General features: G+C 55.0%; 17 protein-coding genes and 1 pseudogene. 12 read left to right on the plus strand and 6 right to left on the minus strand.

Annotation, left to right across the window (positions count from 1 at the left end; genetic code table 11):
- Nucleotides 1–49: 49 nt before the first annotated feature.
- The 8 genes and pseudogenes from NMB38_RS11320 (at nt 50) to NMB38_RS11355 (ending at nt 8,312) form a co-directional block, all read left to right on the plus strand.
- Nucleotides 50–1,747 carry an esterase/lipase family protein gene (locus NMB38_RS11320; RefSeq protein WP_028687939.1) on the plus strand — a complete coding sequence of 566 codons (1,698 nt, stop codon included), beginning with the start codon at nt 50–52 and terminating at the stop codon, nt 1,745–1,747.
- A 28-nt stretch (nt 1,748–1,775) separates the two neighbouring features.
- Nucleotides 1,776–2,750 (plus strand): T6SS immunity protein Tli4 family protein, encoded by a 975-nt coding sequence (locus tag NMB38_RS11325; protein ID WP_490806217.1) that lies wholly within the window; start codon nt 1,776–1,778, stop codon nt 2,748–2,750.
- A 559-nt stretch (nt 2,751–3,309) separates the two neighbouring features.
- Nucleotides 3,310–3,573, plus strand: a complete 264-nt coding sequence (locus NMB38_RS11330; protein WP_154665219.1) for a hypothetical protein — start codon at nt 3,310–3,312, stop codon at nt 3,571–3,573.
- A 41-nt stretch (nt 3,574–3,614) separates the two neighbouring features.
- Complete coding sequence (locus NMB38_RS11335) at nt 3,615–3,809, plus strand: hypothetical protein (RefSeq protein WP_028687941.1); 195 nt, start codon at nt 3,615–3,617, stop codon at nt 3,807–3,809.
- A 36-nt stretch (nt 3,810–3,845) separates the two neighbouring features.
- Nucleotides 3,846–5,351: pseudogene (locus NMB38_RS11340) on the plus strand (DUF2345 domain-containing protein); the annotation flags it as partial.
- 194 nt (nt 5,352–5,545) lie between these two features.
- Nucleotides 5,546–5,890, plus strand: coding sequence for a hypothetical protein (locus NMB38_RS11345; RefSeq protein WP_494354785.1), 345 nt, complete (start codon nt 5,546–5,548; stop codon nt 5,888–5,890).
- Nucleotides 5,891–6,006: 116 nt separating this feature from the next.
- Nucleotides 6,007–7,248, plus strand: coding sequence for an esterase/lipase family protein (locus NMB38_RS11350; RefSeq protein WP_494354786.1), 1,242 nt, complete (start codon nt 6,007–6,009; stop codon nt 7,246–7,248).
- A gap of 101 nt (nt 7,249–7,349) precedes the next feature.
- Nucleotides 7,350–8,312: a T6SS immunity protein Tli4 family protein gene (locus NMB38_RS11355; protein WP_028687425.1), complete on the plus strand. Its 963-nt coding sequence runs from the start codon at nt 7,350–7,352 to the stop codon at nt 8,310–8,312.
- 867 nt (nt 8,313–9,179) lie between these two features.
- Here the strand turns inward: NMB38_RS11355 and arfB are convergent.
- From arfB to NMB38_RS11375, 4 genes are all read right to left on the minus strand, one after another.
- Complete coding sequence (gene arfB, locus NMB38_RS11360) at nt 9,180–9,593, minus strand: alternative ribosome rescue aminoacyl-tRNA hydrolase ArfB (RefSeq protein WP_028687427.1); 414 nt, start codon at nt 9,591–9,593, stop codon at nt 9,180–9,182.
- A 138-nt stretch (nt 9,594–9,731) separates the two neighbouring features.
- Nucleotides 9,732–10,070 carry a hypothetical protein gene (locus NMB38_RS11365; RefSeq protein WP_028687428.1) on the minus strand — a complete coding sequence of 113 codons (339 nt, stop codon included), beginning with the start codon at nt 10,068–10,070 and terminating at the stop codon, nt 9,732–9,734.
- A 188-nt stretch (nt 10,071–10,258) separates the two neighbouring features.
- Nucleotides 10,259–10,636: a nuclear transport factor 2 family protein gene (locus tag NMB38_RS11370; protein ID WP_028687429.1), complete on the minus strand. Its 378-nt coding sequence runs from the start codon at nt 10,634–10,636 to the stop codon at nt 10,259–10,261.
- 49 nt (nt 10,637–10,685) lie between these two features.
- A complete protein-coding gene (locus NMB38_RS11375) occupies nt 10,686–11,507 on the minus strand; it encodes an NADPH-dependent oxidoreductase (protein ID WP_028687430.1) in 822 nt (273 codons plus the stop codon).
- Nucleotides 11,508–11,646: 139 nt separating this feature from the next.
- Between NMB38_RS11375 and NMB38_RS11380 the strand changes: the two genes are divergently transcribed.
- Nucleotides 11,647–11,961, plus strand: a complete 315-nt coding sequence (locus NMB38_RS11380) for a DUF7693 family protein (protein WP_033736983.1) — start codon at nt 11,647–11,649, stop codon at nt 11,959–11,961.
- Here NMB38_RS11380 and NMB38_RS11385 read toward each other — a convergent pair.
- Together NMB38_RS11385 and NMB38_RS11390 are read right to left on the minus strand one after the other, a co-directional pair.
- Nucleotides 11,944–12,306: a DUF7079 family protein gene (locus tag NMB38_RS11385; protein ID WP_028687432.1), complete on the minus strand. Its 363-nt coding sequence runs from the start codon at nt 12,304–12,306 to the stop codon at nt 11,944–11,946. The two genes, NMB38_RS11380 and NMB38_RS11385, sit on opposite strands and share 18 nt — an antisense overlap.
- Before the next feature lie 9 nt (nt 12,307–12,315).
- Nucleotides 12,316–12,621, minus strand: a complete 306-nt coding sequence (locus tag NMB38_RS11390; RefSeq protein WP_027914971.1) for a DUF6482 family protein — start codon at nt 12,619–12,621, stop codon at nt 12,316–12,318.
- Nucleotides 12,622–12,860: 239 nt separating this feature from the next.
- Here NMB38_RS11390 and NMB38_RS11395 point away from each other — a divergent pair, with 239 nt between their 5' ends.
- The 3 genes from NMB38_RS11395 (at nt 12,861) to NMB38_RS11405 (ending at nt 17,542) form a co-directional block, all read left to right on the plus strand.
- Nucleotides 12,861–14,147 carry a DUF2254 domain-containing protein gene (locus NMB38_RS11395; RefSeq protein WP_028687433.1) on the plus strand — a complete coding sequence of 429 codons (1,287 nt, stop codon included), beginning with the start codon at nt 12,861–12,863 and terminating at the stop codon, nt 14,145–14,147.
- Between the two features lie 283 nt (nt 14,148–14,430).
- Nucleotides 14,431–15,123 carry a DUF421 domain-containing protein gene (locus NMB38_RS11400; RefSeq protein WP_028687434.1) on the plus strand — a complete coding sequence of 231 codons (693 nt, stop codon included), beginning with the start codon at nt 14,431–14,433 and terminating at the stop codon, nt 15,121–15,123.
- A gap of 157 nt (nt 15,124–15,280) precedes the next feature.
- The gene (locus NMB38_RS11405; protein WP_028687435.1) at nt 15,281–17,542 is read left to right on the plus strand and encodes a TonB-dependent receptor; all 2,262 of its coding nucleotides are present in this window, start codon (nt 15,281–15,283) and stop codon (nt 17,540–17,542) included.
- Nucleotides 17,543–17,707: the final 165 nt, after the last annotated feature.

Here is a 17,707-nt window from a genome sequence, read left to right on the forward strand (position 1 = left end):
TGTTTCGCTAAGCCTCGTCTATCCACATTTTGAAATAAGGGCCATCGCCATGGGAACTAAAACCACGACACCTAAAGACGCTGCGTTGCACCTGCCTCAAGAATACGATGAGGATGGCATGCTGACGGCTCACACAACACTTTCTTCATCGAGTGATCCGATTGAAAAGTGCCTTCAGTGCAAAAGTGACAAAGTGATTCCGATTATCTTTATCCCGGGAATCATGGGCACACACCTGATGAACATGCAAACCAAGAGACCAGTCTGGATTGCTCCTAACTTGGATGGCATTCTACCCAAGATCAAAATTGTCGGACTACTCCTCGGAAGCTGGTTCAAATCCTCCAAGCAACGCCAAGCCGAGCTAGACTCTACTCCCGGAGTAGTTGGTGTATACGAAGATGGTGAATTGGATACCGCTGGCAGCGGATTATCGAAACAGGAAATCAAGAAACGCAAATGGGGCTCACTGATGAGAACGGCTTATCATCCGATCATGGGCACCATGCAGAACCAAATGAATAGCGTCATGGTCAATAAAGAGCCTCAAGGGGAATGGAAAGAGCGGATCAAGCAGGAACCATGTGACTGGGGGGATTGGGAAGAGAACCCAAGCTTAAGCTCGCTTGGAAAAGCCAGCGGACTGGATGAAGCCGCAGATATACAGTATGAAGTCTGGGCGGCCGGTTACAACTGGTTGCAAACGAACAGAGATTCAGCCGAGGATATTATCAATTACATTAACAAAACAGTTATACCCTCCTATAAAGGAAAGGCTGACAAAGTAATAATTGTTACACACTCCATGGGCGGCTTGGTGGCGCGAGCAATTGTAGCGTGTCACGGGTTTAAGAATGCCTACGGTGTTATTCACGGTGCAATGCCAGCGACGGGCGCACCTGCTAGTTACAAGCGCGTTCGTGCAGGTTTCGAGGCATTCGGTGAAAAGAAAATTTTAGGCAGAGATGGAGCGGACGGGGTCGCGGTAATGGCGTTTGCTCCGGGCCCCCTTGAATTGCTGCCAACACGTGACTATAACAATGGACAGCCATGGTTGTTTGCGAGGGATCGTAAAACCGGCAAGAAAACATTGGGGCTTCCCAAAAAATGCCCCTACGAGGAGATTTACAAGTCAGGCAGATGGTGGGGGCTTATCCCTGAACGCAACAACAACCTAATGGACCCAGCAAATATAATCTCGACCAAATTGAGCAGCGATGATGATGAAGGGTTTCACCAGAGCGGCAATAAACTTCGTGACCTATTCCACCAAACGATAGACTCAGTAAAAGTTTTTCATGGCGACATTGAGGGTAAGTACCACACCAGCACTTACGTGCATTATTCAGCAGAAGCCAAATCTGAAGATCTATTGACATGGGGAAATATGGATTGGTCTGCTGCAAATCTTGACGGCCTTGACATTTTAAATGCCCAGCTGACAAGCGATAATCTTGATGCCTGCATTAGTCTAAACGGCTTATATGAATTTGAAGTAAGCGAGCCGGCTCATGCTGGTGACGGGACAGTGCCCGTTTATTCATCCGCATCACCCAGAGGAAAAATCGGCGTACTCGGTGCCTTTGCTCATGGTCAAAACAACGGAATGCTTAACCACCACTGCAGGATTGGCAAGTACAACTGCACTGTTGGCTACAAGCATCAAAATGCTTATAACGATAAAGATGGACGCTCTACTTTTGCCACTCTGTATGGGCTGATTAGGCTTTCCGCACCTCAGACTTGAACGTGAATATGAAATGAGAAAAAATTTTATGAGCATTGCAAATATAGCACTCATATCGCTAATGGCTTTGCTTTACGCTCAACTCTCCACGGCTCAGCCACCCCAGGATATCAATATGTGCAATGTCGATTGGCAAACTCGTTACTATGGTCGTTTCAAACTTGATCTGCCCAAAAACTCAGAAGATTCTGCTTACTATAAAATATATAATGAGAAAATAGACCTTATCAGCAAAAATGGAAAAAAGGATATTGAGTCAAAAACCGAAGAACTGGTTGGGCAGCTTAAACAAGGTAAAGCTCGAGGCACATACAGCCGTTATGAAAAAACAATTCTGCTTGATAACGGAAGTGTATTGATCGTATCAAAGCTTGAGAAGCTCTACACTTTCAACTGTTTTTTCTTGACTAGCAAAAACACACTTTATCGCATGACTGTCAGCGCCTTAAATGAAGCAGATTACAAAGGCGCTATTGATAAAATGAAAATGATAAGCAATGCAATTCATTTTAGATCACCGCAAAACGCCCCTCCTGCCGGAGCCTTTGCTATCGAAGCAGGATACTTGAAATTTTCTCCCCAGCAACCTGCAGAGTCAGTTTATATGGGTTCCCAAATCGCTGGTCACCCGGGCACGTACGTCAGTCTTCTCACACAACGTGTTAGCCAACTAGAGGAGCCTCTTTTTACTCGCTTTGACAAACAAAAAAATAGTGGTATCAGCGGCGCGCTTTCTGAACTTATTAACAAAACAAAGACCTTGCGAAAGCAAAGCCGTATGATTGGAGCGCTGCCCGCGCAGGAAATAGCAATCATGACCGAAGCCGACGGCAAGCTCTTCTATAATTTTCAGCTTGAGTACCAAGGCACGGTAAAATCCAATTCTTCGCCTTATTTCGCTCTGGAGATGGGTACGCATGAGGTGGGAAGTGATTTTAAATCAAACGAAGAAGCACTAGCGTTCTGGGATCGTGTGGTTAATAGCTTGAAACCGGTTCCATGAAGCTATAGAGGCCGCTTCTTTTGTGATGGCCTTGGACCGTTTACGAACGCCAGGGCCAGTAGAATTGACACAATAATAAAATCTGGATCAAGCTTGAACAGATACTCAACAAGTCCTTAGGAAATTCTTTCGGCGTTGTCTTCGGCATCCCGCTTTCGCAAAGCAGCCGTATGCTGCAATTGACCACCCCATTGGTGGAATTAAAATGCGTAAATCCGTAATTGTCTTGCTGTTCGCTGCGCTGCTTGGATGGGAATGAGCTGGAATGAAAAACGACAGACCCACAATCGAAATAAACTTTTACGAACCGATCCAGTCCCTGCTGTCTAAATCGACTGCACCGCTGTCCAGCGACTGCAATGGTGATATCTGCTTTTTTGAGTTCGACATTTCTTCAGCCAGCCCGAATAAAGCCGTATTGACCGTTGAAAGCAGATACTAAACTGCGGTTTTTGCCGACGTTATCAGCGCGGCATCAATGACGTACAAAAGTGATACACTCGCAAACTCGTATGCCACGCTGAATGGCGTAGCGCCAAATAGCGAGCACGAACTTGCCATGAATTATTTTAGTGAGCATCTAGATAAACTCAGCAAGGCGGGATGGCAACGTTATATCTATCCAAACGAGACGAGAAAACCAGCCACTGTAAGTAGTAAGTTCAAAGATGTGGATGGAGCCCTAGGTGCTGCTGTAGTAACGGGCGCATGGCAAGACCCCACCCTTGGCCTTGATAAAGATGGGTGGCTATCTATGCCAATGTTCAGCAATTGGCTTTTGTATCGAGACAATGAATACCTAAAAGGTAACCGTTCAGCGTGAAAACGACGCGAAAGCTCCCAGAGAGGTCGTACTGGTTCACCTTGACCTTCCGGAATGAACCCGATTTTCACAAGGGCTTCGTTGATGACGAAGACCGCGAAAACTGGAAAGCTTTTGTACCTGCCGAACTCAAACGCATGGCCCAGGAACGCGCCCAAACAGAAGCACGCCTGAAAAAAATGGGCATCGCCATTGATGAGGACTACCAGGACCCACCCATCAAGGCCCTGGAATAACCACCCGATCAGCCCCCATTCAGGAGACGCTTTGTCATGGACCTGACCTTCGGCACCCCGCTCTCGCAAAGCGGCCGCCTGCTGCAACTGACCACCCCCTTGGGTACCGATCAGCTGCAAGCCCTGCGCGCGGCGCCTGACGATGGCCTGCTCGGCTCGGCCCTGAGCGAAGCGTCCTATGGTTTTTTCATCAGCCACTTCGAGGGCCAGCTGCACAGCGCGCCGTACCGCAGCCCCTTAGAGCACACCAAGCCCACCAGCCCTGGCCCGCAGACCGCCGTGGTGGTCTCGCCCAGTGGCCATGAACTGTTCACCGACAGCCTCAACCGCGTCTGCGTACACTTCCACTGGGACCGCCTCAGCCAAGACGGCGAGTTGAGCTCCTGCTGGCTACGCATGCTGCAACCAAGCAGCGGCTCCGACTGGGGCAGCGTGAACGCGCCACGCGCTGGCGAAGAGGTGGTGGTCACCTTCCTCGACAACGACATTGACCGCCCGCTGATCATGGGCCAGGTGTACGGCGGGCATAAACCGGCCTGGCACTCCAGCGGTTTGATGAGCGGCTACAAGAGCAAGGAAATCGGCGGCGGCGGCTTCAACCAGTGGGTGATGGACGACTCCACCGGCCAGGTGCGCACCCAGCTGCACAGCAGCCACGGCCATACCCAGCTCAATCTCGGCTACCTGATCGACCAGCGCGGCAACCACCGCGGCGCCCTGCGCGGCACCGGCTTCGAGTTGCGCACCGACGCCTACGGCGCCGTGCGCGCCCAGCAGGGCCTGTACCTCAGCACCTGGAAGCGCAGCAACGCCCAGGGTGCCCAGCTCGACGTCAGCGAAGCCCAGCAACAACTGCAGAACAGCGAGCAACGCCTCAAAACCCTGTCCGATACCGCCAAGCAGCACAACGCCGATGCTCTGCAAGCGGGCCTCGACAGCCTGACCCAACTCAACGCCGATACCGACGTCACTTATGGCAACGACAACAGCAGCCCGAGCCAAGGCCCAAGCGAACAGCAACGCAACGGCGGCGACACCGCGTGGGCCATCCGCAGCGGCGGACGCGGCAAGACCCCGGGGTACCAGAAGCCACTGCTGATCGCCTCCTCCCCGGCCGATATCGCCACCGCCACGCCACAGAACACCCACCTGCACAGCGGCAAGCATCTGACGGTGAGTACCGGCGAAGATGTCAGCATCGCCAGCGGCAAGTCATTGCTGGCAAGCGTGGTGCAAAGCATCAGCCTGTTTGCGCAGAACGCCGGGGCCAAATTGTTTGCAGCCAAGGGCAAGGTGGAGTTGCAGGCGCAGAACGACGAGATGCTGCTGACCTCGCTGCAAAACATGAAACTCAGTTCAACCGCTGCCGGTATCGAGATTGCCGCCAAGGATGGGATCTTGCTCACCAGTGGCGGCGGGTACATCCGCATCAAGGGCGGCAATATTGAGATTCATGCGCCAGGGACGTTCGATGTGAAAGGGGCGAAAAAGATTTTCAGCGGCCCTACGAGCTTGTCACATAGTTACAACGAAATGCCAGACGTAAAATTTGAGAAACGGGTTGCGGTCAAATATCAAAATGGCGAAGTTGCACGAAATGTGAAATATGAGATTCATCGAGAGGACGGCAGCATCATTAGCGGGGTCACTGATGCTGAGGGCCGCGCCCAGCAGCAGAAAAGCGACATGCTGGGCAAGTACGTCTTCAAGATTATCGAATAACCATAGGTGCCCCCATGGATCAGAAAGAAAGCATATTGCAAACTCAGATAGGGCTTGACGGGCGTGAACAAGCCTCTGCGCCGCTAGAGAGCCAGGGCTGTGCAGACAACCTTTTGTATATCAGCCCAAGGCAGGCAATTCCTGTCATCTTCGTACCTGGCATTATGGGTACACCGTTACTCGCGACAGGCAAGAATAATAAAAATTTGGTGAAAAAATTAAACGGCCGATGGGCCTGGTTTCCGGATAGTTTGGGTTGGATGGGGATTGCAAGCATCATTGGTGGATTCAATCGACTCAGCCCAGCGGAAAAAAGACTCTGCTTGATCCTGAACAGACCAAAGTTCCGAGGGCAATAGGTGAGGCGGATTTCTCCGGATTCGACTTGAAAACATGCCCGCTGCCTAAGGATGAGATCGAACGACGCGGATGGGGTTCGGTTCTGTTAAGCGACCTTGGCGGCTATGGACCAATATTGAGCTTTCTCGAAAACGAACTGAAAACGCTCTATCATGATACGGGTAGAGGCAAACCGCGAGTCAAAGGTGCGATGTTAGCATTTGAGGGCAGCATTCAGGCAATTAAGGGTTATGAAGCGCTGGACCTAGCTGCCTACAAGAAAGCCTCAGCATGGAGTTATCCTGTATACGCGTGCGGTTATAACTGGCTGAGAAGCAATGAAGAATCGGCTGATGAATTGGCTCATTACATACAGTATGTATTGAACGACTGCAGAACACGGCTGAAGTTAAAGTGCGACAAAGTCATCCTCGTTACTCACTCAATGGGTGGGCTCGTAGGGAGGAGTTGCGCACAAAAACACCCCGAAAATATATTAGGGGTTGTCCACGGCGTACAGCCAGCTATAGGTGCCGGCACAGCATATCGACGCGTTAGAGCCGGGTGGGAAGATGTCATAGGTCGGTGGGCTATAGGGGAAAATGCTGATGAAGTCACCCCGGTCTTTGGCGCCCCAGGCCCTTTACAGTTGCTACCGAATCAACTGTACGGCAACGGGTGGCTTAATGTCCGCTGGGGGAAAAAAGACGGTCCCCTCTTGATGTCACTGCCCAAGCAATCCAACCCCTACGACGAAATTTATTCAAAAACCACTGCATGGTGGCGTCTATGCGATCCTCGTCTAGTAGAGCCGCGCGCGCAAAATAGAGAAGAACTTGAAGATGGCTGGAATTTGTATTTGAAAAACCTGAAAATGGCTCAGAATTTTCATGCAACTTTAGGCACTTATTATTTCCCTGATACCTATGCGCATTTTGGATCTGATAGCAAATTCCCAGCATGGAATAAAATTGACTGGATTCTCAAAGCATTCAGAAATATGACCGGCCAATTCTCTCCTGTGTCGTCAAAAGAGGCGACCGCACACCTTAGGTTGAGTTCAGATAACAGAGTCAATTATCTGACGCTCAATAATGCACAAACGGCCGGCAAAATAGCCTATCAACCGCTGCACGGTCCTGCAGTAATAGGGGCTGAATACAGCGGGGACGCTTATCACGCGGCGATGGCCTCGCAGGATGATACGGGTGACGGGACGTTGCCTTCGCACTCAGCTGCTGCTGTAACAGACCATATAAAATTTTCAGCACGTCTTTCTGGGTTCGAACACAGCGCGTCCTACAACGACAAGTCGGCCCGGGCAATCACGCTCCACTCGATTGTCAGCCTCGCCAAGGATGCTAAGAACCTATGCTAGTGCCTCGTACTGGAAGTGCGGCTGCGATTGCAATCGTGATGAGCTGTGCTTTACCGGCTGTCCCATTGACTACCCCTACCGCACAAGGAGCCACAACAGTAATGGACTCAAGCACGAACCCCAAAAAAACGGTCCGCGTGGGTCGGTTCACCATGGACTTGCCGGGTGACGCCGTATTTGATGGCGCTTTACTAGAGCTGAATGGCGTGCCTGTAGCCATCACACCGCGCTTCATCAAGCCCCGTGTAGAGCGAGAGGCACAAAAAAACTGGCGCATCATCGAAGATCGAAATCGTGGCAACGCGGAACATAAGGCAACCCGAAAGGATTTAGCACAGGGGGCCGTTATCTTCAATTATGACCATACTCGAATTACGGGTGAAGGGCTCGATGGAGAACCTATTAACAAAGTAGTGCACTCCACACTGGCGTACCAGTGGTTTAATAACTTAAAATTTGTTCTTGGCAACGACAGCACACTCAATCGAGAGAACCAAATCAGGGAAATACTGGACTCAATACTCCTCAGCGGCACTGATGTTAAACAAGCCCTCTGCTACATGGAAGGCTGCTTGACCTATCGAACCGGCAATGAAGGTGTTTATGTGGACATTAATTTCGCAGAACGGCCCAATCTAAGAGCAAAGTTTACATCTAAGCAATATGGGGGTGCAGCCAACCAATATTTATCTGAAAGAAACAAAAACGGCTTTTCACCAGCTGATGCGACAGCATGGATAATGAAGTCTGAGTTCCAGCACCGCACCTATCGCAACACCAAACGGACAGTCAATAATCTGGTAGGTGAAGAAATCATTGAGGCAAGCACAGAGAAATCAGCAGAAGGCTACCTGACCGAAGTGAACGCTGTCTGGTATTATCCGGGCGAGCCCAATAGGGCTGACAAGCCCGAAATTCGTTTGGATTTGGATTACAGCTACACGACCAAGCAACCGCCAAAAAATGGCACAGGATTTCCTGATCAAGAGGAAACCCACTCAGTGCGCGAGGAAGAATTTATGAAGATCTGGGATGACGCGCTCAATTCCCTCGTCTCAAAATAACCTCGTTAAAATGAAGATCTGCCTGCCTGGTGCAGTGATGCGAAATAGATGCAAGGCTGTTCACTATCAAGCATCGGGCAAATCTCCATCAGGTATTAAGCAACTACGCAAAGGGCAAAATACTCATGACTTCGACCTCTTCTAATCCTGTACGCTATTTAGGAGCCGTGAGTATCGGCTTTGCAATCCTAGGCTCGATTGTCTCTCTCATTTTGTTAACGGGGCCAAGCCACGGCACGATGCCTGGGATAGGAGGATACCAGAAAATATTCGCCTTACTTTGTTTATCATTCACAAATGTTGTGACCTTGATAAGCAACACAATCTATTTCTTCTATACGCAAAAACCTAAGTGGTTGAAAATCATTATATTAATGCAGCTTATGGTTGCGCTCATTACCCTTGCTCTTTTGATTTGATATTCACGGCGTCTTGTTCCACATGACTCTGTCCATTGGCATCCCACTTTCAAAGAGCGAACCTTCATGGAGGCTTGACGAGCTACAAACGTTGCGCGCTTTCAGACATCTCTACCTGAGAAGTTGGGAGTGCGGCGCACAGTAGTCGTCACAGAACAGCGAACACCATCACAATCCCTTCTTCGACTCCGCTACACCGCGCGATGGCCTTTTGGAGTAAAAATGCCCAGGCCCGTAATTATCGTGGTGTTCGCAGCACTGCATGGATGTGGGAACTTTGCCGACCCGTATGTGATCAAGAAGCTCAGCACCGGGGAGCCTGCGCTGGGGGTGAATTTTGGGTGGCGCTTCAAGTCTAGCACGGCCCACCTGGAGTAGTTATGTACTCCTGGGCTGGTCACTAGTCAGTGAATTCAGAGCCGTGAAATCAGTATCCTACCGAGCCCATCTAGAACTCCACTTTCCCTCTCCCGGCCTTGATACCGCTACGCCTGGCCTTCCCCTCCAGGCGGCGCGTTTTGGACCCGAGCGTCGGCTTGGTAGGCCGACGCTTTTTCTCGACCTTGCCTGCACTCACGATCAATTCGGCCAGACGCGTCAACGCGTCATTTCGGTTCTGCTCCTGAGTGCGGTACTGCTGAGCCTTGATGATCAAGACGCCGTCGCTGGTGATCCGGCTGTCTCGTAATGCCAGCAGCCGGCCTTTGTAGAACTCAGGCAATGAAGACGCCGGAATGTCGAATCGCAAGTGCACAGCACTCGACACCTTGTTGACGTTCTGCCCACCCGCGCCCTGAGCGCGTACGTACGTCAGTTCGATTTCGGCGTCCGGCAGTTGTACGGAATTGGAGAGGGTCAGCATGAAGGTCCCTTATGATTGACCGAACTATCACAGTAATGGCCGCGCGCCCAAGTAACGCTGCTTGATTATTCGATGGCTGGCCCCTGTGAAAGGTCAGTCAGACCTCAGCAGGGACTCGTGCACCCTGCCCCACCAGCCTCAGTCAGTTTGAGCGCCAAGCGAGTATTCGTCACTTGAATCAAGCTGCTCAAGTAGCAGGGCAAAATCGGACACCAGCGCCAAGGCCTCTTTCTGATACTGATCACGCCAGCACTGTGACCAATCGGCAGGGCGACCTTGGTCTTCCCAATCAGCCAGCGCCAGCCCATTTAGGACTTCCATTTCTAACCAGAGTGTTTGCCAAGCCTCCAGCGCCGCCAGGTCTGCTGAGTGTTGCCAGTGAAATTCAGTATCAGTGACAAATTGATGCCAGTGCCTGAAATCACCACACGCCTCTAACGCGGTTGAGAACAAGTCTGAAACCCAAGTCACATTCATCGTCCTGTAAGCCTGTACGATTCACGAAACTGCCCCTTGTTGGAACTTCCGGTGACAATGGTTAGAGGGGCATACAATGCAACAGTTGCCACCCGCTGCTGTCTAGGTGTTCGAACAGTCTATACGTCGCCAGCGGCCGCCGATCACGAGATCAAGACGCCCGCGAACTTAGCCGCTTAACCGAGCACTCATACCGCCCAGGTCTCATGCAAATGACGCCATTTCACCCGCCCCGCCTCCAGCACCAACAGTGCCGTCGATACCCGTACCGTATCGTCCTTACCCTCGGCGCTATGTATCTCCCGATACCTGACCAGCGCCCCGTCGGCCCATTGATGCAGGGTTTCCAAGTCCGTTAGCTCAATGTTCAGCCCCGGCTGACTGCCCGTGTTCCGCTCAAAAAGCTGCTCCACATCCTGCAGCCCGAATTGCAGCCCCGCGGGTGAAACCATCGAGAAACTTGGTACGAAGTGCTCCATCATCGCTTCCAACGACCCCTCGCCCCGGGCAAACCGTGCTTCGATCAGTTGGTGCAAGTCCACGACTTCTTGAAGATAGCTATTCATAAGGGTTTCCTAACCAAAGATGCGTAGTGATCGGCAAATGAATGCCGCCTCACCGCAACCCAAACCCCATCCGCTTCAACTCATCGTGCAGCGCCTCTCGCCCATGCAGGCTGGCAGCGCTTCGTAGCCGGCTGACGACCTGCTCCGACCACCCCGACGCCTTCATGCCTTCACGGTGGTAGAACGCCCCCAGGCGCTCGTCGTAACGGGCCAGCAAGCTCTGCTCCTGAGCGGTCGAGTACGTCTCATGATGCAGGACGGCCTCCTGCGGTAGCCGCGGCTTGACCTTGGCGGGCCGGTCGGCAGAGGGATAGCCGACACACAACCCAAACACGGGATAGACATGCGCGGGCAAGTCCAACTCCGCGGCCACCCCTTCGATGTCGTTACGAATACCGCCGATGTAAACGCTCCCAAGTCCCAGAGACTCCAAGGCGACGACCGCATTCTGCGCTGCGAGGGCTGCATCGATGGTGCCTAGCAACAAGCTTTCCAGGTAAGGCAGTGCTTCGAGCGCCACGTCATGCTGCTCGCCAATGCGCGACACCCGTGACAAGTCGGCAAGCCAGACGAGAAACAGCGGCGCTTGGTGGATGTAAGCCTGATTGCCCGCCAGAGCCGACAACCGCTGCTTGCGGCCGGGATCCTGAACGGCCACCACGCTCCAGACCTGAAGGTTGGAGGACGTAGACGCAGATTGAGCAGCGGCGATCAAGGCGTCCAATGTCCCCTCAGGCAGCGGTCGGTCCGCAAATGCACGGACGCTGCGATGGTCGAGCAACTGCTCGATCACGGCATTGCATTGGCTGAGCGGCGATACCTCTTCGGTCCCATAGCGGGCGACCAGTTTTGCTCGGCTATCGGCTGTCATACAATTCCTCCAAAAAGATAGGAGGCTATCAAAAAACCGCGTCCTGCACATAGCAGGTGTCATAGTCTCCGAGCCTTCCGGCTGGATCAGGTACCCTGTGCCGACTGACTTTCAACTCAATGGATAACGGACAATCAGCGTGGCGACACCTTCGCTTGCACCTCGAGAGGTCTACCAGATACTGCGTGATATCGCCCTCGGGATTCGGGATTTACAGCGTGTGAGCGAGCCACGCTGGGCGGAAATGGCGTGTGGGTCCATGACTGTGCAAGCGGACGGGTGGATGCTCACCTTGTGCAATGAGGAGGGTGCGCTGGATCACTGCATCCGCTGCTCCAGCCCCGATGGCCGTGCTTACCAATTCGATACCCAGCACCCTTACGGCACCAACCCGGTGGCGTTGATGAGCACTTGGGAGCACGCGCAACTGCTGCGGTTACTTGGGGCGGCCTAGCCCCTGAACGCGGAGTCTCGCCAGCGCCCGTTCCCAGCACCGGGCGATCTCATCACCCACTGCTCCGCTGCGCGGGACTGCCGGTTCGAACGGCCGCACCCTGACGTGTTCGATCAAGAACTCGTCCGTCCAGCCTGCCCACTCGCCGGCCATGGACCTGAGATTCCACTGCAAGGCCAGATACAGTTCATGCCACAAGATGCTGTGCAGTTGATCGAGTGTATAGGGGCTCTGGGTCATGACACTTGCCACCCACGCCAGGCTCGCCTCGGTCAGTTCGGTGTCCAGGAAGAACTGCGACAGGGCCTGCCAAGCGTGCAGGCGGCTCTCGTCTACTCTTTGCATCGGGTGGTACTACCACTGCTCTGCTAGCGTCACGGGCACGCGCAGCGGCGCCAGGGGGCCATCGCGCTGACCGCACATCTCGTCATGCACCACATGCTGCACCAGCATGCACGGCACAGGCGGTACATCGGCCAGCAGCTCGCGCACCTCCGTCATTGACCGCAGTCGCACTGCCTGCCCTTGGGCATCGCTGAACGTCTGCGGCCCGTCGGCCGTCAACGCACGCAGGACGTAAAAGCCGCCTTCGAGCGACAGCAATTCGAGTTCATTGACAGTGCCGGCAGTGGCCAGTTGCTTCAGTTGCTCTAGGTTCATGGCAGGTACTCCATCCGGCAGGCGCGGCCTGCATCGGGCTTGATGGAAAATGTCGAGCGCGTGCACTTATACAAATCCAGCGCCTTGTATAAGGATGCCGACGCGCCGCGGTCGTTCCGTATGGATTGCAAAACTCAACCCAGGGTCGCGAAACTATCTGCACGGGCTAGGACTCAATCGTGGCAATGCCGCAGCGCTCCAGCCTGCATCGGCCTATCTGTTGAGGAAGAATAACCACCATGATCGCTCGCTGGCGTTGGGCACTTGCGCAAACGACGAAAAGGCTGTGGTTTCGCGCCAGCCTGTTTTCCCTGATCGGCGTACTCACCGCGCTGCTGGCAATCGCCTTGCGCGACATGGTGCCAGCGTCGTTGCCGGCGAAAGTCGGGGCCGACTCGGTCGACAAAATCCTGGGCATCATCGCCTCCAGCATGCTGGCCGTAACCACGTTTTCGCTCAGCACCATGGTGTCGGCCTACAGCGCCGCCAGCAGCGGCGTCACGCCTCGTGCGACCAGCCTGGTGATGGAGGACGCCACGACTCAGAATGCCCTGGCGACGTTCATCGGCTCTTTCCTGTTCAGCCTGGTGGGCATCATTGCCCTGAGTACCGGCATTTACGGCGCTCAGGGCCGTGTGGTGCTGTTTGCAGTGACCCTGGTGATGATCGTACTGATCGTGTACACCCTGCTGCGCTGGATCGACCACTTGTCCAAGCTTGGCCGCGTTGGGGAAACTATCGATCGGGTGGAAGACGCGGCCATTGCAGCGCTCAAGCGCCGTGCGCAGTGGCCTTATCTGGGTGCGCAGCCCTACACCGATGCAACGCAGGTTGCCCCGTCGGCAATCGCAGTCCTTTGCGAGGACATCGGCTATGTACAACACGTCGATGTCAGTGCCCTCGCCCACGCAGCTGACAAGCACAATGCCGTGATCTACCTGGAGGTGCTGCCGGGCAGCTTCGTGCACCACGGTACGGCGCTGGCGCGCGCCGTCCGCGCAAGCCAGGCCGCCGAAACCACAGACCTTGAAGATGAGGTGCTGGCTGCAGTGACGCTCGGTGCACGGCGCACCTATGGCCAGGACCCGCGCTTCGGGCTCTCGGTGCTGGCAGAGATCGCCTCACGCGCATTGTCTCCCGCGACCAACGACTCTGGCACGGTCATTGACGTCATAGGCCGTGGGGTACGCTGCTTTTCCACCTGGGCACGGCAAGCGCCCGACACCACGACCGACGGCCAGTGGCAGAACGTGCATGTGCGCGGGTTGACAGTCGACGACATGTTCGATGACTTCTTCACCCTGATTGCACGGGACGGTGCTGGCTTGCTGGAAGTGGACATCCGCCTGGTGAAGGCCTTGGCGAGCCTGGCGCAGATCGCGCCCGATCGGTTTGGCCAAGCTTGCATCACGCATGTGGACCTGTTGCTCAAGCGGGCCGAACAGGCATTACCGTTGGAGGAGGACAAGCAGCGCTTGCGGGCGCTGGTCCGAAGTTTGGAATGGCCCCTGGCACGGCTGTCCTGAAATTACCTGAGGATCTGACCGTTCATCGCCTGTGCCGCATAAATGAGCACTCCACACAATGGGGACTTTTATTTCACCGAATTTTCACGTTGCCGAGTGGATTATCAACTCATCCCCATGAGAAAGACTTAAGCCCGACTAGCAGCGGGCTTTCTTTTGCCCGCTCGACAAGCCCCCTTCCTGAAATCCCCCCTTCCTTGCCTGGCCCATGGCGAAGGCCAGGCTGAACCGTAGTTAATGAACTCAGGTCAATTGATCACAAGGTGGCGACGGAGGGCGCTCGATGGAGTCATTCGATCTGCAAAGGATGCTGCTGGGTGACTTGCCCGTCACGTTTCTGATGGAAGTGATGGTGCGCGTGGTTGCGGCCTTTCTCGCCGTGTTTCTGTTTCTGAAGTTCAGCGGCAGGCGTGGCATCAAGCAGCTCTCGCGCTTCGAACTCGTCGTCATCCTGACCCTGGGTTCTGCTGCAGGCGATGTGACCTTCTACGAAGATGTGCCATTGTTACCAGTAGCCCTGGTGTTCGTCACGCTACTGCTCCTGTATCGCGGCACGATCTATCTGATGCGTCGCAGCAAGATGTGCGAAGCCTGGATTGACGGGCTCCCGATCACCGTCGTCAAGGACGGCCAATATGAAATTCACTCGTTGCGCAACCTGAACATCTCCTCCAACGAGTTGTTCATGGAACTGCGTCAACAAGGGGTTGAGCACCTTGGCCAGGTGCGATTGGGTTTGCTGGAGACGGACGGCGAACTGAGCCTTTATTTTTACGAGGCCAAAGACACTCGACCGGGCCTGTCCGTGCTGCCGCCCGAGCACCGTCCAGAATACGACTCTCCACCGTCTCCAGGCCTGTATTGCTGCGTTAGCTGTGGCCTGCCAGTGCAGCATCAGCTGCATGACGTGATTGCCTGCATGCGCTGCGGTCATCGCAGTTGGTCACCTGCCCTGCAGACAACGCGCAACCGTTAACCGTCCGGACCCTCAAGGTCGTTGAGCAAGCGCCAGGTTACAACTTGGGCTGGAGCTGCAAACAAAAGCTTAGCGATAACGATTCCCACTCGCTATAATTCTGCGCTTTGTAGCACGCCAATTCCCTGTCGTCCCAATTCCTTGATCAGGTTCTCACATGCCCTTCCCGAATTTTGCCCGCAAGCCTGCGCTGCACACCGTTGTCTGGTTGCCCCTGGGGTTGGTCGCAAGCGTGGCCTCACCGCTCGCACTTGCTCAGAACGCGCTGGAAATCCCGGTGCCGGTTGCACAACCTGTGAATACGGCCGGTACCACTGGCGCGGTCCTGGAGCTTGAAGAAACCGCAGTTTCGGCCAGCGCAGACGCCTCCAAGGATGGCTTGGTTCCTGAGTATGAAGGGGGGCAAGTGGCCCGGGGCGGGCGCGTGGGTATCCTGGGCAACAAGGACTACATGGAAACGCCCTTCACATCCACGTCCTATACCAACCAGCTGATCCAGGACCAGCAGGCGCACAGCGTGGCGGACATCCTGCAGAACGACCCCTCCGTGCGGGTCGCCCGTGGTTTCGGCAACTTCCAGGAACTGTATGTCATGCGGGGCTTCCCGCTGTATTCCGACGACATCGCCTATAACGGCCTGTATGGCCTGCTTCCGCGTCAATACGTTGCAGCGGAGTTCATCGAACGGGTCGAGGTATTCCGCGGGGCCAACGCCTTCCTTAATGGCGCCGCCCCCGGCGGTACCGGGATCGGCGGCGCCATCAACATCCTGCCTAAACGCGCCCCGAACGAACCCCTTACCCGCTTGACCGCTGGGGTTGAAAATCGCGGCTTCGGTACCGTTTCGGCTGACGTGGCGCGCCGCTTCGGGGAGCAGGACCGTTTTGGCGTGCGCGTGAACGTGGCCAAGCGCGACGGGGAAACGTCGGTACAGGACCAGGACCGCTCCCTGGACATGTTCGCCCTGGGCCTGGACTACCAGGGCGAACGCCTGCGGCTTTCGGCCGACATTGGGCACCAGTACCATTTCATCGACAATCCGCTGCCCAGCGTCACCCCTACAGGCCGCGTACCTAGCCCGCCGGATGCCGACAAGAACTACGGCCAGCCCTGGACGTACTCCAAGGAGAAGCAAACATTCGGCACCTTCCGTGCCGAGTATGACCTCTCCGATGCGCTCACCACCTGGGCTGCCATCGGCATGCGCAAAGGTGAAGAGAAGAACGTGCTGGCCAACCCCTCCTCCGACGCCAACGGCGTGACCCGATCGACGCGCTTCGATAATTACCGTGAAGAGACAGTGGCTACCGGTGAGGTGGGCATGCGCTACACCTTGCAAACAGGTCCGGTGTCGCATCAATGGGTGCTGTCCGGTTCGATGTTCGACAACAAGGACCGTAATGCCTGGGCGGGTAATTTCACTGGTTTCGCCAACGATCTCTATGACCCGGTCTACGTGCCCAAACCCGACAACACCAGTTTCAGCGGCGACATGTCCGACCCGCATGTGACCGCCAGGACCCGTACCCAGAGCCTGGCCATCGCCGACACCCTGGGGTTCTTCAACGATCAGTTGCAGATCACCCTGGGAGCCCGTCGACAAGGGCTCAACGTGACAGGTTACGATTACAATTCCGGCGACAAGACATCCAAGTACAACCGCTATGAAACCACGCCCGTTGCCGGCGCGGTGTACCAGATCAACGAGCAGTTCTCGGTTTACGCCAACTACATCGAAGGCTTGACCAAAGGCGATACGGCCGGCGCCACCACTACCCTGCCTGATGGTTCCAGAGCCCCGGTGCTCAATGCCGGCGCCTCACTGGCGCCCTACGTGGCCAAACAGACCGAAGTGGGCGTGAAGTACGACGGCGGTGGCCTGGGTGGCAGCCTGGCGGTGTTCGAGACGCGCAAGCCGGTCGGCATCGTCGAGGATCAGGTGTTCAAAGATGGCGGTGAACAACGCAACCGCGGGATCGAGTTGTCGGTGTTCGGTGAGCCGACGCCCGGCGTGCGTCTGCTCGGTGGCGTCACCCTGCTCGATGCCGAACTCAGCAAGACCCAGAACGGTCAGGACGACGGCAACCAGGCCATCGGCGTGCCTAAAACCCAGGCCAACATCGGCGGCGAATGGGACGTGCCGGGTGTGAACGGCCTGACCCTGACCAGCCGCGTGGTCTACACCGGCCGTCAATACATCAACAACGCCAACAACCTCGAGATTCCTTCGTGGACGCGATTGGACCTGGGGGCCCGCTACGGCTTCAAGGTAGACGAGAAGGACGTCACCCTGCGTGCGCGTCTGGACAACGTGGCCGGTCGTGACTATTGGGCCTCCGCTGGCGGGTATCCAGGCTCGAACTACCTGGTACTCGGTGCACCACGTACGCTGTCTCTGAGTGCCTCGGTCGATTTCTGATCGCGCCAAGGTCGTACAACCTGGGGGTTCCCCGACGGCGAGCGTTGCGGCATGCACCTTTCAGGGCTGCCCCGCAGACCATCGCCGTTGAGCCGGGCGCTTCACGACTTCAAATTGTTGCAGGCCTCTGGTTTGAATGCTCACGGATCGAGCACCAACGCGTTT

This window comes from Pseudomonas sp. FBCC-B35, assembly GCF_059133755.1.